General features: G+C 56.5%; 16 protein-coding genes. 15 read left to right on the top strand and 1 reads right to left on the bottom strand.

The features are described 5' to 3' along the window. Nucleotides 1-660 (bottom strand): metalloregulator ArsR/SmtB family transcription factor, encoded by a 660-nt coding sequence (locus tag WBK19_RS05945; RefSeq protein ID WP_511287862.1) that lies wholly within the window; start codon nt 658-660, stop codon nt 1-3. Between the two features lie 299 nt (nt 661-959). Here WBK19_RS05945 and WBK19_RS05940 point away from each other — a divergent pair, with 299 nt between their 5' ends. From WBK19_RS05940 to WBK19_RS05870, 15 genes are all read left to right on the top strand, one after another. Further along, the gene (locus WBK19_RS05940; RefSeq protein ID WP_511287860.1) at nt 960-2,441 is read left to right on the top strand and encodes an ApeA N-terminal domain 1-containing protein; all 1,482 of its coding nucleotides are present in this window, start codon (nt 960-962) and stop codon (nt 2,439-2,441) included. A 160-nt stretch (nt 2,442-2,601) separates the two neighbouring features. Beyond that, nucleotides 2,602-3,684, top strand: coding sequence for a hypothetical protein (locus WBK19_RS05935; RefSeq protein ID WP_511287858.1), 1,083 nt, complete (start codon nt 2,602-2,604; stop codon nt 3,682-3,684). 376 nt (nt 3,685-4,060) lie between these two features. Beyond that, nucleotides 4,061-4,273, top strand: a complete 213-nt coding sequence (locus tag WBK19_RS05930) for a helix-turn-helix transcriptional regulator (RefSeq protein ID WP_511287856.1) — start codon at nt 4,061-4,063, stop codon at nt 4,271-4,273. A 251-nt stretch (nt 4,274-4,524) separates the two neighbouring features. Continuing rightward, the gene (locus WBK19_RS05925) at nt 4,525-6,396 is read left to right on the top strand and encodes a hypothetical protein (RefSeq protein WP_511287854.1); all 1,872 of its coding nucleotides are present in this window, start codon (nt 4,525-4,527) and stop codon (nt 6,394-6,396) included. Nucleotides 6,397-6,779: 383 nt separating this feature from the next. Further along, a complete protein-coding gene (locus WBK19_RS05920) occupies nt 6,780-8,408 on the top strand; it encodes a DNA cytosine methyltransferase (protein ID WP_511287852.1) in 1,629 nt (542 codons plus the stop codon). Nucleotides 8,409-8,505: 97 nt separating this feature from the next. Beyond that, a complete protein-coding gene (locus tag WBK19_RS05915) occupies nt 8,506-9,816 on the top strand; it encodes an ATP-binding protein (protein ID WP_511287850.1) in 1,311 nt (436 codons plus the stop codon). A gap of 2 nt (nt 9,817-9,818) precedes the next feature. Further along, the gene (locus WBK19_RS05910) at nt 9,819-12,491 is read left to right on the top strand and encodes a Z1 domain-containing protein (RefSeq protein ID WP_511287848.1); all 2,673 of its coding nucleotides are present in this window, start codon (nt 9,819-9,821) and stop codon (nt 12,489-12,491) included. Then, complete coding sequence (locus WBK19_RS05905; RefSeq protein ID WP_511287846.1) at nt 12,473-13,540, top strand: PD-(D/E)XK motif protein; 1,068 nt, start codon at nt 12,473-12,475, stop codon at nt 13,538-13,540. The genes WBK19_RS05910 and WBK19_RS05905 overlap by 19 nt, the downstream gene beginning before the upstream one ends. A 41-nt stretch (nt 13,541-13,581) precedes the next feature. Then, complete coding sequence (locus WBK19_RS05900; RefSeq protein WP_511287845.1) at nt 13,582-14,049, top strand: very short patch repair endonuclease; 468 nt, start codon at nt 13,582-13,584, stop codon at nt 14,047-14,049. Between the two features lie 233 nt (nt 14,050-14,282). Then, the gene (locus WBK19_RS05895; RefSeq protein ID WP_511287843.1) at nt 14,283-14,633 is read left to right on the top strand and encodes a hypothetical protein; all 351 of its coding nucleotides are present in this window, start codon (nt 14,283-14,285) and stop codon (nt 14,631-14,633) included. Nucleotides 14,634-14,913: 280 nt separating this feature from the next. Further along, entirely contained in the window at nt 14,914-15,252 is a 339-nt protein-coding gene (locus WBK19_RS05890) for a hypothetical protein (RefSeq protein ID WP_511287841.1), read from the top strand. Between the two features lie 7 nt (nt 15,253-15,259). Next, nucleotides 15,260-16,033 (top strand): class I SAM-dependent methyltransferase, encoded by a 774-nt coding sequence (locus tag WBK19_RS05885; RefSeq protein WP_511287839.1) that lies wholly within the window; start codon nt 15,260-15,262, stop codon nt 16,031-16,033. Between the two features lie 110 nt (nt 16,034-16,143). After that, nucleotides 16,144-16,599, top strand: coding sequence for a SixA phosphatase family protein (locus tag WBK19_RS05880; RefSeq protein ID WP_511287837.1), 456 nt, complete (start codon nt 16,144-16,146; stop codon nt 16,597-16,599). Between the two features lie 57 nt (nt 16,600-16,656). After that, the gene (gene ppk2 / locus WBK19_RS05875; protein ID WP_511287835.1) at nt 16,657-17,781 is read left to right on the top strand and encodes a polyphosphate kinase 2; all 1,125 of its coding nucleotides are present in this window, start codon (nt 16,657-16,659) and stop codon (nt 17,779-17,781) included. Between the two features lie 482 nt (nt 17,782-18,263). Further along, on the top strand, nt 18,264-20,426 hold the full coding sequence (locus WBK19_RS05870) for a PhoX family protein (protein ID WP_511287833.1): 2,163 nt from the start codon (nt 18,264-18,266) through the stop codon (nt 20,424-20,426). The last annotated feature ends 1 nt before the right edge of the window (nt 20,427 follow it).

Below are 20,427 nucleotides of genomic sequence, written 5' to 3'. Positions count from 1 at the left end.
TCAGTTCTCGATGGGTAGGCCGCCAGCACTCCATTCGCTGACACCATCGGTAATCTTGTGAGCGGTGTAGCCACGTTGGCGCAGCAGCTTCACGGCTTCGTCGGACATCAGGCAAAACGGGCCACGGCAGTAGGCGACGATTTCCTTGCCGGGTGGCAGGTCGGCAAGACGCTTTTCCAGCTCAGCCAGCGGCAGCGAACGGGCAAACGGAAGATGACCGGCGACGTATTCCGCTTCGGGGCGAACGTCGATGACCACGATGTCGCCACTGCGGGCTTTGGCCAGCAGGGACTCGCGGCTCTCGGATGACAGTGCATCCGGCGAGGCGGCCATCTGGTCGAGCGCCACACGCAGTTCGATGAGGTGCTCCTCGGCCACTTCTCGAACATTGACCCACAACTGGGCGACATCTGGGCCGCTCAAGCGGTAATGGATGAACTTGCCATCGCGGCGTGTTTCAACCAGACGGGCTTCACGCAGGGACCGAAGATGGGCACTTGCCAGTCGCATGTCGATGCGGGCCTGTTTGGCGAGGGTCTCGACGGTCTTTTCGCCTTGCGCGAGCAGTTCGATAAGTTCCAGGCGCTTGGGGCTTGAAATCGCCTTGCCGATACGGGCAACGTGTTCGTAGAGGTAGGACTTGGTAATGGTCTGTTTCATGTGGACAATCTAACGATTATTAGATTGAGTGTAAACCGTCAGCCGAAAACGACTGCTACCAGTCAGTCATCAGACATTGAAATGCTTGACGCGCATTGGCCGCTTCTGGCCGGCAACTGCCTGATGCCAACTGTTTGCCGTAACAAAGGGCAGCACCCGACCCTTTGCGGACGGTCAGCTTTCTCCATGGCCGTCGTTGTGCCAATCCCAATTTTTTGCGGAACGGAGTTCTACGAAACGGCCGTTGGTGACCTTACCTCCACGTACAATCGCCTCATTTATGCTCCATTTCTCCGGTTATGAAAAAGAAACAAGCTAGTCGTTTTCTCGGGAGCTTTCAGTTGCCAGGGGAGCAATCTGCTGTGGGCGAACTACGACTGAAGGGGGCGAACACATTACTCAAATTGCACTCTGATGAGGTTCTGGCGAGAGTCGAGGATGCAACCAATATTGAGGGAGTCGCATATTCCGGTGAATGCATCACACTCATCGATTGCCTTAGCCCAGGCCTAGGTCGGAGCACTTTTCTGGGGGGCTCCACTCGTTATAGTGCGGATGTTTTTCCACATTACGTTGCCATCGGACGCCGTCACCTAAAAGCCGACGACCGATGCATCAAGTCGATTCACTTCACAGCCACCGACCTTGAAACACTTTTTTATGATTTTGACGCATTCGGCGGTGTTGTCGACTCAAAATCTATTATCGATGTAGTGCTGCAAGAACGTCGCAAAATGCGGCCCGTCGATGCGGGGGAGATGCCACAAGTTTTCTATTTCACTGGAAAGGATTGTATTGCCAACATCTCCACTGAAATTGGCCGCGTGGCAGTGCATCACAGACCACGTTACAGTATGGGCGGCCCATCGGGCGTCTTCCTCAAGAACCGCATCGTGGTGACCGTGGAGCCTGAGGAGCCAGTGTGCTTTAGCGAAGCAGTGGGTCGAATGTACGACGTTGCTTCATTTCTCTCGATGGCTGCGGGACGTACTCAAGGGATTGAGCATATCCATGTCAGCACGACGGAGGTAATTGAAAATATCCCTGTAGCGCTTACTGTTCATCCCAGCTATCGCTGGAAGACAAGTAGTAAGAGCGAGCAGCACAAACCACATCCAGGAGACGTTCCATTCAACCCTGTTCAATACGGCGCTGAATTTGCCTCGATACTCTCTAACTGGATTAGCAGGCACAATGATTGGAGAGTCGCGCGATTACGGTACTTGGAGTGCATGCGGAAGGTTAATAAATATGGTCCCGAGCGGCTCGTTGCGGCTGCCAACATGTTCGATATTCTGCCTACAGATGCTGTGCCATTGGCTTTCGAATTACCAGCCGCATTGGCTGCAACCAGAGATGAGTGTGCTGCGATGTTTCGAAAGCACCCGGCTGGAGTCGACCGGAACGGCGCCTTGTCGGCGCTTGGTAGGCTCGGCAAGCCCTCGCTCCCCAAGAAAGTTGCGCACCGAGTGGAAATCGTTGATTCGAGGCTAGGGGAGCGGTTTCCTGAACTGCAATTTGTGACCAATGTAGCAGTTCGATGCCGCAATTTCTTTGTTCACGGGAGCACGTCTGACATCGACTTCCCAAAGGTTGAACCGTTTGTACCATTCCTTACTGACGCGCTTGAGTTTGCCTTCGCCGCTTCAGATTTCATTGAAGCAGGCTGGGATGCACAGCGGTGGAACTCTAATCTACACGGATGGGGGCACGGTTTCGCCCGATTTCGCGCTGGGTACGACATTGGATTGGCAGAAATTAAGCGAGCAACCAGCGGCTAGTAGGGCAGATTGGACGCAGGCGGTACAGGGGGCCGCTCACTAAGGTTTACGAATGGGCGGCTATTTAAGAGGCAGAGCAATCTTCGACTTTAATTGACGACAACATAAACGTTCCAGACGATTAGACTCGAAAGGATGCTCATCAGGCCCAATTTCAGCAATGATTCAAATAAAATTTGTAGAGGAGGCGGGGCACGAAGCAGTGGTGAACGCCCAAAAAGGGGAGCTCCTTGTAGTGCCTCTCGGGGTTAACGAGCTTCGACGCTATCTGCTGGAAGGCGCGCCGCTACCAATTGTTATAAGCGGGGCAGAAGTCGCTCTGTCCGGTCCTGAACACAATTTCGACGGACAAGGGGATGTCAGCTTTTGTTTGCTGCCCAAGCCATTAGTCAAAGTATTCGGGCTAACCGAGGGTGGATGGCTGCCGGTGTTCCTGGTTCAAGCAAATTACTTGTTGCCCGACCAGAACGTCGCAAAAAAATTTCCTCAGTTCAGCCGGGAGCTGGCTCGCTCGAATTTACTACCAGATGGGCTGGAGCATCTCGACCGTGCCGCTAAGCATATCCATCCAATGCTCATAGCGATTGAAGGGAATACTCGCCAGTTTCCCAGCCTGGCGGAGATGTCAGATGAAGTTCGACAGGTCGCCGCACGCCTTCAGCAGGGGATGCCCAATCAATCGGTCTTTATACCAACCGATGAGAGCATTCTCGGCGCCTACCGTATTGTTGAGGAACGGCGCCAACGGTACCCGCGCGACGCCGAATTTCTGACCAACGCCTACCCATTTCTCGCCAACAGAGTTAAGGATGCAAACCTGGTGGCTGTCCACGATGCGCTGGAAAGGCTTGCTGATAAATTGGGGTTGGCTCGAAGCTCTTTCCTTTACATGCTCACGTTGGATTGCCTTTACGACAACCACCCGGTAAAAAAGGAGCAGGAGTCCCCTGGACGCGCTGTACTGAAACCACGGGTTAAAGTTCTTAATGGCGATATTTACAACGCCCTGTTTGATGTCTGGCAGATGGAATTTTTGATACAAATCCATCGAGTTCCCGGCACGGGCAAGGTCGCAATCTGCACAATGGACAAAGGGCTTGCCCAAGCGTGGGCTATGTTCCGCCCGCGCAATTTCGAAGCTGATGAGCGTTTTACCCGAATAAGCGTGTCAATACCGGATGAATTTGCACTTCGAATGCCTCCGGATAGGCGGAACCAGGTGATAGATGCCTTGCAGAACTAGCCATCGACAATGAGCAGTTTTTCATATTGTCGTTTTTTACTTTAATTGCACAAGCGGAAGTATTGTAGCTACCTGGCCTAGGTTGAGTTTTCGACTTTGAAAAAACCGGTCGTTCGGCTGGGTCGGTGGAAGCCTTAGGTATTCAAATTGGATAGCAAGGTCGACCGGCGGCTCATGGCCGGTTGTTGCCTGATGACGTGGGCGTGGTCAGGAATACGATTTTTTGTGGTCAGGGGTGATGCGAAACGCTGGCCAATTGGAGCGATATTCCGCACCAACCATTATGCCGACGCCCGATGTAGGGTGATACCGGCGGAAATTCTAGTTTGCCAAGCATGGTCGCTATACAAGGCCCAAACTTAACTCGGAGCCTGTTATGACTGTTGCTGACAATACCCACTTTATTGCAAAAAGCGAGCTTTGCAAGGCCCTGCGAATTTCGCTTCGTACCTTGGAAAACATGGTTCGAGATGGCTCTTTTCCTCCACCCATCCGCCTCGGCAAGCATGTCTACTGGACGGAAAAGGCTGTCGCAGTCTGGCGTCGACGCTTGGTGGCCGAGCAGGAAAGCTGGATGGGGCCCATCTAGTTGGTGAGGGGCACCGGAAAACGGTCTGGTTTAGCTATATGAAGGGCGAGTTGACCTCGCCCGACCAAAAACTCCCGGTATGTAGATAATGAGAGTGATAGCCTAGGTATTAAAAGACTTGTGTCGTTGATAGTTGTATACTATCGTAGACAAAACAGTGGATTAGGCACATGGCTCATTACTTCCTAACGGTGTCACTTAATGACTCGCTGACAGTACAGAGTAGCCGTCGGGCACACCGGAAAAAGCCCATGACAGCTAGTCATTTCACATTCAACCACCTGCAAGAGGCCATGAAGGCAGCCTTAAGCACGAGTGGCAAACCTCCCCAGGTTCTCAGCAATCACCTGTCCGCGCTGCGAGGCTTTATGGTTGACCGCGGATTTACCCCCGAGTGCACAATAGGCTCCCACCTGCGCGCTTCCTATTACCGACGGCTGCACGAACACGTTGAGACGTTGAGCCGGGAGGGGCGAAGTTCCGCTTTTGTCGCAAACCGAAAAAACCTGCTCGGGCATTGGCGCTCGTTGCTACTTGCACAGGACCGAGAGAGTGCGGCCACCACCAATTCATTTACCCCTTTTCAGGTTGCCATCCGCGAGCTCATCTCAGCAGCGAGTAGCATCAGTCACCTAGCGCGCGACTCGGGCATTTCTAAGTCAGCACTCCAACGCTGGGCCGCAGGCGTTACCCCGCAAACAGCATCGGGACCCAAAGTTCGACGGCTCGAGTCCTACCTTGGTTTGGAGCGCGGAGCCCTTATTTCGCTGCTGGGCTATACACCCGTTGTTTCACAGGAGACAACGGCGGCCGTCACCCCTATCCGCTATCGAGAGCGACTCCGTCAAAGCCGCCACAGTTCGTTTCGACTATCCGTGATATCGGATGCCTTCAAAGCGGAGTGGCAGGATTTTTTGGGCTACAAGACCTCGCTATTGACGCTACTGGAGCGCCACCCCAAAGGGCTGTGGCGACTGACTGAACACACGACCATCGTTGTCAGCGACAAACGATGGTACTGCTTCGTCGCCGATAAGTATTGCCCGACGGCCTCATTGTATTGGTCCGCGGTTGCTAGATACTGCGGTTGGCTTTCTTTGCCAAAAGCCAGCGGTGGTGCGGGCCTGCCCAGTGAGGCAGTGCAGAGCCTTGCTTGTGTTTTGGCCCCACCTCATCTGACGAATTACGTGCAATGGCTGGCTCTTCGCGCGGAAGGCACGGTTCATCAAGGCATCATCAATTTTATAAACCTCGTGAAAGGCCTGGTGCATCCTAAAACAGGATATCTCACGCAGTCGCCGCAATTGTCGGGTGCTCATCATCCGGCTCTCGGCTTGAGTGGGGCGTGGCAAGACCTTTGTGGCAAAGCTTTTGATTGGACCAAGAAGGCGTTACAACAACTCGCGCCGAGACTGAAGTGTGCCCGTGACCCCTTTGAACCGATTGGGCGTATTTTGGAGCAAGCCAAACCGATGGAGGCGGTGAGCGATATGGTTCAGCGCTTGAAAGCCGCTCGGCCAAGCACGGGAGGGGTAACGGAAGCGGTATGGGCGCGCGACGTCCTCCTAATCAAACTGCTTGCTTCGAACCCATTACGAGCAAAGAACATGAAGTTGCTTTCCTACAGGGCCGACAACAGTGGTCAGTTGAGACAAGCCCGGGATGGCTCGTGGTGGATTGTAATTGCCCCTGAGTTCTTTAAAAACCAAGCAGGAGCGGCGAAAGACCGGCCGTACGAGATGCCGGTCGAGCAAACTGTCTGGAGCGATATCGAGCGCTATCTCAAACAGTTCCGGTCGCTCTTGCCGAATGCAAAGGAAACTGATTATGTCTTTTTGTCAGCTGACGGAGGGGCCAAGAGTAACGGTTGGGAGACACTGAACAGCCGGGTTTTCCAACTGACCAAGCGGCACCTTTTGCACTGCCCCGGTGTAGGCCCGCATGCATTCCGGTATATCAACGGCACGGCCATCTTAAAAGCGATACCCGGGGCGTGGGAAGTGGCGGCGCAGGTCCTTCACGACCGGGAGGACACCGTGCGGAAGCACTATGCGCATTTGCGCGGGACGGACGGTGCGACGCGGGCGCATGCGGCGCTGAAAAGCGCATTTGAACGGATGTAAGCAGAGGGCTGCTGGGGAGAGGGCTCGGTTCAAGCCATTGGTGAGCGCAACCCAGATGTCACTGGCACGTTTACCCTCGGGATTCATGAGCCACGCTGGCGGGGGGCTAATGTGGTTCCCACAGGATTGCATGGGGGGTGGAAATTAAGAGGCATTGTAGGGTTGCGCAGCGGATTTAGGCATCCAATTGGGGAGGTTGCTCGCAGTATTACGCAGAAGCTTTTTCCAAGACGTAAGCATTTAATAATGACAACGGGCTCGTGTGGCGCTGCTAAGCTGGACATGGATTGTATGCCACTCTACCATTTGGCTCCGGCGTGAGAATCAATGGGCAGTGATTGAACCAGCGCGGACCGAATTTCAATCGTGTAAACTGGACCACGATGACCAAGATAAATAGAAGTGAGACTGAGCAACATATGGAGGGGGGGCTGCGACAGCTGACCTGTTTAGACCTTTTTTCCGGATGCGGAGGGTTTTCCCTTGGCCTCGAATGGGCTGGGGTGAAGTGCATTGCTGCCGTCGATTTCAATGCTCATGCCATTGAGACATTTAAGGCAAACCACCCGGGAGTGCCGCATGCGCTGGTTCAAGACCTGACGAAGTTCAGGCCGCAGGACCTAGACGAGTTGATTGCGCCTCATCGGGTGGACATCATCGTTGGTGGTCCACCTTGTCAAGGGTTCTCAAAGGCACGTCAGGTGGACGGGGCAAACCATGGAGACCGTCTTGTCGAAGACCCGAGGCGCAGTTTGTATCAGGAGTTCTTGCGCTACGTACAGTATTACCAGCCGAAGGTCTTCATTATGGAGAATGTGCCTGGGCTGCGGTCGGCAGCTGGTGGTGAGTTTTTTACCAGAGTACAGGTAGAGAGCAGGGAGATGGGCTACCGGGTCATCCCCTATGAAGTAGAAGCGTGGCGCTTCGGCGTTCCTCAGAAGCGCGTCCGACAGCTGTTCATTGGCACTAGGCGGGAACTGCCTCTCTTCATTCCTGACCGGTACATAAAGCATACGCACGCCGGGATTGGCGAAGAATCATGTGGCGGACTGGAGTCAGTGGTCACCCTCGGTGAAGCCATCGGTGACCTCCCGGAAATTGTCGCTGGAGATGAACTGTTCGAGCGCGCGTACGACCAAGAGCTTCGTAAGGCGCATATCCGGCGATATGGGAAAAGGTACATTTACGACTTACTCAAGGCGAACAAGGTCAAGATGCTCACTGGCCATGCCGCAAGGCCGCACAGTGAGCGGGACAGGCGGGACTTCCTTCGTTTACGTGAAGGTGAGAACAGCAAGCAAGCGATTGCCAGAGGCGAGGAAATGGAGTTTCCTTACGACCGGGAGAACTTCAAGGACCGCTACACGCGGCAAAGCCGCAATGGCCTGTGCTCGACCATCGTTGCTCATTTGAAGAAGGATGGGCTGATGTTCATCCATCCTGTGCAGTGCAGGTCACTGACTCCACGTGAGGCGGCTCGGGTGCAAAGCTTCCCTGACACATTTCTGCTGCCGCCAGAACGAACGCATTCGTTCGCCCAGATTGGCAATGCGGTGCCTCCTTTGGTGGGCAAGGCGATGGGTTTGGCGGTAATGGAGTACGTGAGTTGCGCGGTCGATAGCGACCAGTGGGCACCGCAGGCTGGGGCCACCCTTCCGGCCAATAGGCAGGCGGCCATCGAACTGCTTGAGGGTGTTGTTAAGTTGCTCTTTCTACGTCCGCTCCCATTGCTCTCTAAGGATGAGCTGCTGACGGCATGGTGGGCGGTGGGATTCCTTCATCCGAAGCTCCATCCTGACGCTATTGTCGACAATGGGAGTGCGCTCAGCAAAGGTCCGCAGCGAGACGTCAGTTTTGTTGTTGAGCCGTACTATGTGCGGAGTGGATGGCCGGTCGAACTCATTCCTATCGCACACGAGGCAAGGCGGCGCTTTGATGAAGGGTTGCTCGAAGAGGATGAATACTATTTTTCCGCGGCATTGATGGCAGGGGCCGTTAGCCACATACATTGAGAAGGCGGTCGAAACACGCCTAGGGGGCATTGATTTGACATCAAATGGTTTGGAGGTCATCCCGAGCGCGAAGCGTCTCATTCGTTCGCTTCGGGACATGGGGTACGAATTCGCAGCAGCAATTGCCGACCTTATTGATAACTCAATTGCCGCGAAGGCGAACACGGTTCGCATCAACGTCGAATGGGAAGGCTCCTCCTCGTGCGTGATGATTGCGGACAATGGCGAAGGCATGAAGTCGGAAGTCCTCAAGGAAGCTTTGCGATTTGGTTCTGAGCGCGACTACGACGACGTTGACCTTGGCAAGTTCGGACTTGGGCTGAAGACGGCCTCGCTAAGTCAGTGCATGCGTTTGACTGTCGCCACTCGTTCGAATCCGAACAGGGCAGACATCATGGCCTACCGTTGGGACGTTGACCACATCGAGGCTACGAATCGATGGGAAATTCTCAACATCAAGTCCGCCGAGTTGCCTTCTCTTGTACGCCAACACTTGAAGGAGACAACAGGTACTGTCGTAGTCTGGGAGCAGCTCGACCGCGTGCTCGACTATAAGAATCCCGACGGCGAGCCGGCGCGTAAGCAGTTACTTGCGCTGACCCGGGAATTGGAGGGTTACGCCGCGATGGTATTCCATCGATTCCTCGCCGGAGAGGTGAGAGGTAAGCGACTGGCACTCTACGTTAATGAGAATAAGGTCGTTCCGTGGGACCCATTCGCGCGAGGTGAAGCGGCGACCATACAGCCCCAAGCAAAAGCGTTCCGCGTCGATGGCGTCAAAGGCAAGGGTGATGTCTTGGTTGAGCCCTTTGTGCTTCCTTCCCAAGCACTATTCTCGTCCCCAGAAGCGTTCAATCGCGCATCTGGCCCTCGCAAGTGGAACGCGCAACAAGGCTTCTACATCTACCGCGCCGACCGGATGATTCAGAGTGGCGGGTGGTGCGGCCTACGCGCAATCGACGAGCACCGCAAGCTATCACGTATTGCTATCTCGTTTAATCCGAAGCTTGATGATGATTTCAAGATTAACGTGCCGAAAATGCGAGTGCTGCTACCTTCCGTCATCCGAGACGATATCGAGAAGTGGATTCGGCCTGCCGTCAAAATGGCCGAAGAGGTTTATCGCACAGGAAAGCCGAAACCGACCCCCAAGATACTTCCGCCGGCTCAGCCTCCGACCCCTGATGAAGATGAAGGCAACACCCCTGGACCCACTTCCGACCCAGCAATGGATGATGGCAAAGTGGCGCCCCCTCCGCCTTCGCCCTCATCTCAATTTGGCAAGCGGAAGGCGACGCGCCAAGAACTAGATATCGTCGCCGGCCTACTCATCCAAGTAGCTCTGCCGGGCGAGGTTGAGGCAGTCGAGAATGCGATTGCACGTGCGCGTCCCATGGTGGAGGCATAACCATGTCAATGTACAGTCTCCAAGAGGAAAAGGCGCTTCGCACGGCGCGGTTTCTGATTGAGGAGGGGCACTCCCCCGAAGATGTTCTTAATAGTTCTCTGATTCCGCCAGAACTTCGACTGTGGGTCGCATCTGAGCTAGAGAAGGAGCGCAATCGCACCTTTGAGCGCGCCAAGGTGATTTCTGCCGCCGCATATGATGATGATTGGCTTGCCGATGTCGACCGTAGTGAGTGGTACTACTGGACTACGCTGCGCAAGTATCTGCTAGGCACAAAGAACTGGCCAAAGGACACCGTTAGCTCACTGGACGACGCTTCCGACCGTGTGTTGCGCGAGTTACGGCCGCCCTCCACTCCTGAGTTCGACGTGCGTGGTTTGGTGCTTGGCTATGTACAAAGTGGCAAGACGGCTAACTTCACTGCAGTCATTGCCAAGGCGGCTGACGCAGGTTACCGGCTCATCGTGGTGCTTTCCGGTATCGATAACGGTCTACGACGGCAGACGCAGATACGCCTGACCAAGGAACTGACTGGCTATCCGCACAATCCGCCGGGAGCAGTACGTCTGCCCCCAGTTGGTAAGCAGTGGCACCAGTATACGACGGACGACCTGAATGGCGACTTCAATCCAGGACAGGCCAACCAAGCAGCCCTTCAAGGGTCGCAGCCAGTGCTGCTGGTGGTCAAAAAGAACGGGCCGGTTCTTCGAAAGTTGATGGCTTGGTTCTTGAAGGCTCCCGACGAAGTGCGGAAGGCGTTGCCGGCTCTGTTCATCGATGACGAGGCCGACCAAGCGAGCGTTGATGTCAAGGCATCGATACAGACAGAGGAGTCTTACGACCCGGAAGACCCGGACTACACGCCCCCTGCTGTCATCAATGGCCTGATTCGTGAGCTCCTGTCTTTGTTCGCGCGACGGGCGTATGTGGGTTACACGGCGACTCCTTTTGCCAACATCTTGATTCCACACGAGCAGTACGACCCCAAAGCCGGGTTGGACCTGTACCCGAAGGACTTCTTCATCGACCTTCCAAAGCCACACGGCTATTTTGGGACGGAGGAGTTCTTCGGTCGGTTTGACCCATCGACGGACGAGAGCATTGAGGGAATCCAAGTTCTGCGGCCGGTCCCTCCCGACCAGATTGCCGCGCTGATTCAAAATAATGACCTTACCTCCTCATTGAACGAAGCCATCTGTGCATTCGTTCTAGGTGGCGCGGCAAGGGCGTTACGAGGCAAGCCGGATGCACCGTGCACCATGCTCATTCATACTAGCCACTTGACGGCGAAGCAGGGGCCGCTGAGGCTCATGGTCGAAGAGCGCTGGCGGGAACTCAAGGATGAGTGGCGATACAATCGGAAAGCTGGTCTGCAGAATCGCCTCAACCTTTTGTGGGACCGAGACTTCATCAAGACGTCGACGTCAGTGCAAGGTCGGCCTGTCCATGAGTTCGAAAAGCTTATCCCCTTCATCGGCAAGTTTATGGAGGCGGTGGAGGTTCGTGAAATCAACAGCCAAGTCGGCCAAGTGCTGGACTATGAGCGCGAGCCGTCCTTGAAGGCAATTGCAGTGGGCGGCAACAAGCTGTCGCGCGGCCTGACTCTCGAAGGTCTGCTGGTTAGCTACTTTGCGCGTCGCTCGCCCCAGTATGACACGCTGCTTCAAATGGCTCGTTGGTATGGCTATCGTGCCGGCTACGAAGACCTTGTGCGCATCTACAGTAGCGGTGAGCTCATTGGATGGTTCACGGACTTGGCCTTGGTTGAGCATCGGTTACGTGAGGACATGCAGGTCTATGAGCAGGTTCCTGGCATAACGCCAAAAGATGTGGGCATGAGAATCCTGCGTCATCCCGCGATGCAAGTGACCAGTTCGCTGAAGCAGCGTGCAACTACCTTGACCAATGTCAGCGAAAGCTACTCCGAACAGTTGGAACAGACTTTCAGGTTTCCGGTCAAGGACTTGGAGCGACTGGGAACCATGTGTGAGCGCAATCGCTTGCTTGCTCGCTCCTTCATCGAGAAGCTTGGTGTGCCCATACGTCAAAAGCCTAAGGAATACGCAGCAGTCTGGGGCGATGTTGATGCTGCCTCAGTTGTTGAATTCTTGCGAGATTTTGATTACGACCCAGACGCGTGCGGATGCGTGCCGGGCCAAATGGCTGACTGGATTGAACAACAGAACCTACACGGAGGGCTGGTCAATTGGACTATAGCCATTCGCGGTCGAGAGTCTTTGAACCAGAAGCTTGGAACCGCGTCTTGGATGCCTGCCTCCGTCGGCATCATCAATAACATTGGTCGGACGCGCCTTAAAGGCTCCAACTCGTTGGGCGTTATCACTACGGCAGGAGATGAGACCTTTGGCCTGACTGAAGCACAGCTCGCAGCGGCTCAGAAGCTGGTGGCGGACGGCATTGAAAAGACACTGAACAGAGCAGCCCGACTGTCGCGCGACTCGAATTCTGGGTTGCTGGTAATTTATCCCATTAGCTGCTTCTCCGGTCACGATGGAGTCGAGCTAGGTTCGGCGCGCGAACCTCTGTTCGTGGACCCGCATGGTGGCGATGCTCGAGACTTAATCGGTTTTGCGGTGTCGTTTCCTAAGGCCGCCAAGGATAGGCCGGCAGAGTCGTACGTCGAGGGCACTGCACCATGGAAGCCGGTGTTGTGACAGAACAAAATGGCATGGACATGCGGTGGGACCTCTTGGAGTCCGACCCGCCGAGCGGCGAGCGGCTTCGGGTTCGTGTAGCAGTCCCTTCTCGCTGCGCAGACGTGTTCATTGCAATGGATGCTGCTAGGAAACGTTACATCTTGGTTCGAATTCCAGAAGGTGAGCCGAGCTCATTGTCCGAGCGTACGAGCAGGGGGATTGCGGTTCAGACAGTCGAAATGAGGCTTGATGGTGGCATTAAGAATGGCGTGTTCGTTGAGATTGCGTGTCTCGAACAGGCTGGCTACGCGGCGCTCGACATTGTCACTGGCGAGCTCGTTGAAGCGCTGCTCGCTGGCGCAAGTATTGGCCGCGTTCGGTTAGTACAGAGTGTGTTGTCCAAGTGGCGTCGATTTTGGGCTGGGGTTGCACAAAACCTACTGACTAAAGAGCAACTTTTGGGCCTTTTTGGGGAGCTCTGGTTCCTTTCTCGATGGTTGCTTCCGAGTGTTGGTCTGGAGCGAGGGATGGCCATGTGGCGAGGACCCGCAGGTGCTAGAAACGATTTCGAATTGCCTAGCTTTGCCATCGAGGTCAAGACGAGTGGTAAGTTGGACGGCAGTCATGTAATTCACGGGCTGGAGCAACTACTTGAACCGGTTGATGGCGTGCTCCTCCTGTTCTGCTTGAAGGTTCGGGACGAAGCGAGTGGTATTGAGTCCTTGCCAAAACTCGTGAATGAGATTCGAGGTGCGTTGTCCAGTGACCACGCACTCTTGACCCTGTTTGAATCGATGTTGCTTGCTTCTGGGTATGAGGACCCAGACGCTTTGGAATACGAGAAAGTTAAGTTCAGAATTCGCGGTCAAGGTTTATATCGCATCACGCCAGGGTTCCCCAGATTGATACCCTCATCATTGATTCAAGGTGTCCCAGTCGGGGTAGGTAATGTGTCTTATGAATTAAGATTGGATGCTGCGGACGAATGGTTGCTTAGCGAAAGCCCTGCTGCAGTGTCGACTCTGTTGAAGGATATGGCCGACAAGGTCAGTAACCAGGCTTTATAGCTCAACACCTTTAGGAAACCTGCTCAAGCGTAGGGGTTTGGATGGTCGACGTTTTCGAGCCTGCAAAGCGCTCATTGGTGATGTCTCGTATACAAGGTAAGGGCAACCGGTCGACTGAACTGGCACTGGCTGACGTTTTTAAACGAGAGCGCATCACGGGCTGGCGACGTCATGTCGCCTTGCGTCCTTGGCTTAGCCCCGGAGACAGGGCTGCCGCGACGCCCTTGTCAAAGGGCAGAATATCGGTTGTTCCGGACTTCCTCTTTCGTGCTGCAAAGCTTGCGGTGTTTGTCGACGGGTGTTTCTGGCACGGGTGCTCGGAGCATTGTCGAAAGCCAGACCATAACTCGGAGTTCTGGGCCAAGAAACTTTCTGGCAATGTGGCCCGTGACCAGAGGGCGACAAGAGCTCTCGAGGCGGCGGGATGGACTGTGGTTCGAGTGTGGGAGCATGAGCTTAAGGACATGACACAAGTGCTCAAGAGGCTTCGCGCACAATTGAAGGCTTAAGGGTGCGAACAAAGGCACTCTCAGTGCATGGTCCAAGAGACCTGAACGGCGAAGAGGCGTTAGCGCCCATACGGATGTCGGCACTGTGACGGCCTTCGGTATTCGCAATCAGACTTGGGAAATCAATTTAACCCTCGAGCAGCGCCTTGCTGCAACCGAAGACGATTTCTTATCTGAAGTCCTGCGGAAATGGAAACACTTCTAATACCGCATTTATCAGCTAAACGGAGTCTATGACCTTGTCGACTTCTCCAATTCCTGACAATTTTCCTCGTGGCGGCCCGGTGGGTGCCGTCGCTGGTGTGCAGCCCAAACTATTGGCACGCTACATTGACGGGCAGTACGTCGTTGGCTGGACCGATGATGAACTCCGGTTGCGCCACGAATACTGCGAGGACCTGGTGCAGCAGCTGATGCTCTATTGTGCTCGCAAAGAGCGCGAAAACCCGGACTGGAGCCACGACTTCAACCTGGAGCGCATGGCGCAGGGCGTGGCCAAAAAGGCGCGCACGGGCGAGTGGGATATTGATGCCGATGAACTCGCGTGGATGATGGCCAGAATCCGGACCCTCCTCGGCTGGTAAGGACTGCCCGTCGTCTGGTTTGAGGCGTGCCGGGGCGCCTGAAGGGCGCATTTTGCGCGGCGGCTCCCGGGGCCGGTGGTACAATGGGCCCGCCTGAAATTTCTGAGACTTTTCTGAGACTTCGGGTGCCGATTGGCTGCGTTCTGCTGCGTTTCAATGCGGTTGCGTGCGCGCTAAGTGATTGAATGGATTGGTTGTTGCGTATGATTTTGGGCCATTGGCGCGATTGAAAATCCGCGTGTCCGTGGTTCGATTCCGCGATTGGCCACCAAATTCATCCTTGGATCTCAAGGAAAAAACGCCAACCCTCAGTGGTTGGCGTTTTGCATTGTGGAATGTGGTTCTCGTGCCGGTTATTATCGTGGCGCTGACTTCTTTCTTCACCTGTTTTCCCAACCTGCATTCCACGCCATTTTTGGCGACTAGAGGAGGCCTCTTGGCCAAACCAAACTACCAGTTCGAAAAGCGCCAACGAGATCTCGCCAAGAAAACCAAGCAGGAGGAAAAACGTCGCCAGAAGCTGGCCGAGAAGGCTGGCAATGCTTCCGGCGAGGATGCGGTGTTGAGCCCGTCCGCGGCTGACGTTGCACCTTCTGATGCCGGGACGCCCAAGGTCTGAGGACGACTTGAGTACCGCAGCAAACGTTCGCATCGAGGCCCTGGCGCCGGAGTTTGTCGACCGGGTTGCCGGGCTGGCCGAGGCGCTGGGTTTGCCGCAGGTGGGGGAGGCTGAGTTTGCTTTGCAACTGGGGGCTGATGGCTTGCAGTTGCAGGAGCTGGGGCCGGATGCGGCGGGGCCGGTACGGGTTGATTTCCTCGAAGGGGCGGTGGCACATCGTCGTCAGCATGGCGGCGGCAATGGCCAGATGATTGCCAAGGCGGTCGGCATCCAGTCCGGGGTGCGGCCGGTGGTTCTTGATGCGACGGCCGGTTTGGGGCGCGACGCCTTTCTCCTTGCCCAACTGGGTTGTTCCATCACTCTGATTGAGCGCCATCCGCTGATCGGGGCCTTGCTGGCTGACGGTCTGGGGCGGGCGCTCGTCGATCCGGAGGTGGCGCCGATCATTGAGCGCATGGATTTGCGCCTTGGCAATGCCATCGAGTTGATCCGGGATTGGTCCGTTGAGCCACCCCAGGTCATTTATCTCGATCCGATGTTTCCGCATCGGGACAAGAGTTCCTTGGTCAAAAAGGAAATGCGCGTTTTTCGTCCGCTGGTCGGGGGCGACGATGATGCGGCGCAACTGCTGCAGGCTGCGCTCGGGTTGGCGACGCATCGCGTCGTCGTCAAGCGGCCGCGCAAGGCGCCGAGCGTCGATGGTCAGCCGCCGGGTTATGTGCTCGAGGGGAAGTCCAGCCGCTATGATATTTATCCCAAGAAGGCCTTGAAGGCCAGGTAGCGATTGTTTGGCAATTGTTTTGCTGCCGACCGTGACTCTGGGAAACTCGCTATATTGAAATCAGGTGGTAACACTTGATGAGCATAATGCGGACTTTTGAGGAGGCGATCATGGAATTGCTGCTGTGGCGCCACGCTGAAGCGGAAGATGGTGAGGACGACTTGAAGCGGCGTCTGACTTCGCGCGGTGAAAAACAGGCGCGGACAATGGCGGCCTGGATTTTGGCCCATCAACCCAAGGATCTGCGCATAATTTCCAGTCCCTCGGTGCGTACCCAGCAGACGGTCGAAGCCTTGAAGCTGCCCTTCGAAACGATGCGCAAGATCGGGCCGGAGGCCTGCGTTTCCGAGCTGATCGCGGCATCCGGCTGGCCCTCTGCCCAGGGCTCGGTGCTGATCGTCGGCCATCAGCCTTCGCTCGGGCGTATGGCGTCCTTGTTGCTGGCCGGACATGAGTCCGAATGGAGCATCAAGAAGGGTGCCCTGTGGTGGCTGAGCAACCGCGTTCGTCGGGGCGAGACGCAGACCGTGCTGCGCGCGGTCATTCCGGTTGAAATGTTGGACTAGACAAGGCAGCGCCTTTGCCGTGAAATAAACTCTTTACATCGATTGATGGAGAGAGAGATGGTCACCAGAAAAAAAAGGATAGCTGCAGAGCCGAAAAAGCTTGTCACTGAAGCAGCCAAGCCGGTGCCCCGCACCAGTCGCCGGCGCCAGGTAGCGCAGGGCGATGTGCCGCCCGTGCTGACCGAGCAAGGAATTGAGGGGTTTACCGTGCGCGCTGCGGTTGAAGGTGCCCAGGCATCAAAAATGGGGGCGATGCGCGATGTGATTGCCGGTATGTCACCGGAAGAGTCCGCCGCCCTGCTTCGCGGTTTGCTCAGGCAACAGGGGGGCTTGGCAGAAGAGCTGCCGGTCAATGCGGACGACGAGCTGGTCAAGGACTGGCGCGACGGGGGCTACCCCTACAAGAACCTGATGCAGCGCCGCAATTACGAGCGGCAGAAATATCGCCTGCAGGTCGAGTTGCTCAAGCTGCAGGCCTGGGTCAAGGAGACCGGACAGAAGGTCGTGATTCTGTTTGAAGGTCGCGATGCAGCGGGCAAGGGCGGCACCATCAAGCGTTTCATGGAACATTTGAATCCGCGCGGCGCCCGCGTCGTGGCGCTCGAGAAGCCGAGCGAGATGGAGCGCGGCCAGTGGTATTTCCAGCGTTATGTGCAGCATCTGCCGACCAATGGCGAGATCGTTATGTTCGACCGCTCCTGGTACAACCGGGCCGGCGTCGAGCGGGTCATGGGTTTCTGTACAGACCAGGAGTATGCGGAGTTCGTCCGTCAGGCGCCGGAATTCGAGCGCATGCTGGCGCGCAACGGCACGCACCTGATCAAGTTCTGGTTCTCGGTTAGTCAGGAAGAGCAGCGTCGCCGTTTCGGCGAGCGCAAGGTGCATCCGCTCAAGCAGTGGAAACTGTCACCGATCGACATGGCTTCGCTCGACAAGTGGGGCGACTACACCAAGGCCAAGGAGGCGATGTTCTTCCACACGGATACCGCCGATGCGCCATGGACGGTTATCAAGTCGAACTGCAAGAAGCGGGCGCGACTGAACGCCATGCGCTATGTGCTGCACAAGCTGCCGTACAACAACAAGGACACCGACCGCATCGGCAATCTCGATCCGCTCATCGTCGGCCGCGCCAATGTGGTTTACGAGCGCGGCGAGCAGCAGGGACTGCCGATTCTGTAGGCTTCGGCGCGGCCAACCACATTTCATTTTTGGCCGATTTTTACGGTAGACCGTAGCAAGCCCGGTTGACCGTGGAATTCTCGCCGCCGGCATCATTGAGCCGGCAGATTTGGTTTTCAGCGTCATCTGCACCAAGGCAATACGGCTACCGGGATGGATTCCGTCCGGTGGCCGTATTTTTTTGCCGATCAAGTGGTGCGGACTACCTTGCTGGTCGGCCGAACGTTCTTTCCGGGATTCCTACAATCACCATCATCCTGGCGTGACAGCAAGCGTATCCGCGAAGCCTTTGCGTAGTCCGAACGGATCACCGACTATCAACTTTGGTGAAATGATCGGGTAATAATTGTTGTCCAGAATCGAAATTGTATGGTCACCCCCAATGGATTTTCCCGGTTTGAATCGGCGCATTGGTGACGCCATGGTCCCGCCCCCCACCCGACGATGAGAGATGGTCGAGTCACAATTTTGAGAGGAATGTCATGAAAGGCAGCAAGCATCCAAGGAACGATCTGACGATCAATCCGTCAGGCAACGAATCGATCATCGATATCATCGGCCGCGTCGAAGTCAGCCGTCGCCGCTTCATCCAGGGTTCGGCCAGTGCCGGCGCGCTGGCTGCGGCCGGTGGCCTGACCCTGTCCGGTATTGTCGGTACCGTTGAGGCAGCTGTGGCCGGCCCGGTGGTGGGCATCGGTTTCGAAAGCATCCCGCCCAGCCTGGCGCCGGTTGCTGACAAGGTCACCGTGCCGGCCGGTCATACCGTCAAGGCCCTGGTTTCCTGGGGCGACCCGATCATGCCGGGGGCAGCTGCCTACAAGGCTGATGCCAGCAATACCGCCGCCGAGCAGGCCATGCAGTACGGCATGCACACCGACGGCATGCATTTCTTCCCCTTCCCGAGCCGTGGCCAGGTCCTCAACGACCGCGGCATCCTGTGCGCCAATAACGAATACACCCACGAAGAAGTCCTCTTCCCGGACGGCCAGGTTGGCAGCAGCGGCTACAGCATTGAAAAGTGCCGCAAGTCGCAGGCCGCGCACGGCGTTTCGATCACCGAAATCCGCCGCATCAACGGCAACTGGAGCGTCGTCAAGGGCTCTGTTTACGGACGTCGGCTGACTGCCAACACGCCGATGCGCATCGCCGGCCCGGCCGCCGGTCACGCCCTGATGAAGACCCGGGAGTTCAACATCGCGCCGACCGGCTCGGTCGTCACCGGCAACAGCACCGACGGTTTCAAGGCTTTCGGCACCATCAACAACTGCGCCCATGGCATTACCCCCTGGGGCACCTACCTGACCTGCGAAGAGAACTGGAACGGCAACTTCGGCGCCAACGCACCCCTGCCGGCTGTTACCACCGAAGCCGGCAAGCTCTACAACCGCTATGGCGTCACTGCCGCCGGTTTTGGTTATCGCTGGCACACCGCCGATCCGCGCTTCGATCTGGCGGTCAACCCGAACGAGAGCAACCACTTCGGCTGGGTTGTCGAAGTCGATCCGACGGATCCGAAGAGCGTGCCGGTCAAGCGCACCGCACTCGGCCGCATCAAGCACGAGAGCGCCCAATACGTCGTTGACCGCGCCCAGAATCTCGCTTTCTACATGGGTGATGACGAAAAGAACGAGTACATCTACAAGTTCGTCTGTGCCGACAAGTACAACCCGGGCAACCGTGCCGCCAACCGCGATCTGCTCGACCATGGTACGCTTTACGTCGCCCGCTTCAATGCTGACCTGAGCGGCACTTGGCTGCCGCTGACGCCGGACAGCATCGGCCTTGATGGCGTTGCCCTGCGCGACAACCCGAACTTTGCCGGGGCCGACGATGCCGAAGTCCAGGCCAAGATCCTGATCAAGACCCGCATGGCGGCCGATGCCCTGGGCGCCACGATGATGGACCGCCCGGAATGGACCGGCGCCCGTCCGCCCCTCAACGGCAACGACGAGATCGAAATCTACTGCACGCTGACCAACAACGATCGCCGTGGCACGACCACCGCTTCGTCCAACAAGACCGATGGCTCGACGATGGCTGCTTCCGCACGGCCGCCGGTCGATGCCGCCAACCCGCGTGAAGACAATCGCTACGGCCACATCATCCGCTGGCGCGAAGCCGGCCAGTCGGTGCTCGCCACCGAATTCGGCTGGGACATCTTCGTTCAGTGCGGCGACAACGCGACGACCAAGACGGTCAAGCCGACCAACGACTACAAGGGCAACATCAACGACGATCCGAACGGCTCAGCCGATATCGGTGCGCCGGACGGCCTGTGGTTCGACTGGTTCGGCCGCCTCTGGGTGCAGACCGACCAGGCCGGCAACGGCACCGGCGACTGGGTCAACATCGGCGCCAACAGCCTGTCCTGTGCCGACCCGGTGAGCAAGGAGTTCCGTCGCTTCCTGACCGGCCCGAACAAGTGCGAAGTCACCGGCATCACCATGACGCCGGATGGCAAGACCCTGTTTGTCGGCATCCAGCACCCCGGTGAAGACGCCGTTGCCGCCAATCCGACCGCGCTGTCCAACTGGCCGGCCAGCCAGTGGGCGACGCGTGCCGACGGCACCCCGTTGCCGGGCGGCCGTCCGCGTAGCGGCGTCGTGGTCATCACCAAGGACGACGGCGGCATCGTCGGCGCCTGAG

Source organism: Azonexus sp., assembly GCF_049652925.1.
Classification (GTDB): domain Bacteria; phylum Pseudomonadota; class Gammaproteobacteria; order Burkholderiales; family Rhodocyclaceae; genus Azonexus.
Note: the sequence above shows the minus strand (reverse complement) of the source record. Positions and strands in the feature narration are given on the sequence as shown.

Excerpts from the sequence above, each read along its gene's own strand:
- WBK19_RS05940 (WP_511287860.1), top strand. The coding sequence starts at position 960 with ATGAAAAAGAAACAAGCTAGTCGTTTTCTCGGGAGCTTTCAGTTGCCA.
- WBK19_RS05945 (WP_511287862.1), bottom strand. The coding sequence starts at position 660 with ATGAAACAGACCATTACCAAGTCCTACCTCTACGAACACGTTGCCCGT.
- ppk2 (WP_511287835.1), top strand. The coding sequence starts at position 16,657 with ATGGTCACCAGAAAAAAAAGGATAGCTGCAGAGCCGAAAAAGCTTGTC.
- WBK19_RS05915 (WP_511287850.1), top strand. The coding sequence starts at position 8,506 with ATGGGGTACGAATTCGCAGCAGCAATTGCCGACCTTATTGATAACTCA.
- WBK19_RS05895 (WP_511287843.1), top strand. The coding sequence starts at position 14,283 with ATGACCTTGTCGACTTCTCCAATTCCTGACAATTTTCCTCGTGGCGGC.
- WBK19_RS05880 (WP_511287837.1), top strand. The coding sequence starts at position 16,144 with ATGGAATTGCTGCTGTGGCGCCACGCTGAAGCGGAAGATGGTGAGGAC.
- WBK19_RS05905 (WP_511287846.1), top strand. The coding sequence starts at position 12,473 with ATGGAAGCCGGTGTTGTGACAGAACAAAATGGCATGGACATGCGGTGG.
- WBK19_RS05935 (WP_511287858.1), top strand. The coding sequence starts at position 2,602 with ATGATTCAAATAAAATTTGTAGAGGAGGCGGGGCACGAAGCAGTGGTG.
- WBK19_RS05870 (WP_511287833.1), top strand. The coding sequence starts at position 18,264 with ATGAAAGGCAGCAAGCATCCAAGGAACGATCTGACGATCAATCCGTCA.
- WBK19_RS05930 (WP_511287856.1), top strand. The coding sequence starts at position 4,061 with ATGACTGTTGCTGACAATACCCACTTTATTGCAAAAAGCGAGCTTTGC.
- WBK19_RS05920 (WP_511287852.1), top strand. The coding sequence starts at position 6,780 with ATGACCAAGATAAATAGAAGTGAGACTGAGCAACATATGGAGGGGGGG.
- WBK19_RS05925 (WP_511287854.1), top strand. The coding sequence starts at position 4,525 with ATGACAGCTAGTCATTTCACATTCAACCACCTGCAAGAGGCCATGAAG.
- WBK19_RS05910 (WP_511287848.1), top strand. The coding sequence starts at position 9,819 with ATGTCAATGTACAGTCTCCAAGAGGAAAAGGCGCTTCGCACGGCGCGG.
- WBK19_RS05900 (WP_511287845.1), top strand. The coding sequence starts at position 13,582 with ATGGTCGACGTTTTCGAGCCTGCAAAGCGCTCATTGGTGATGTCTCGT.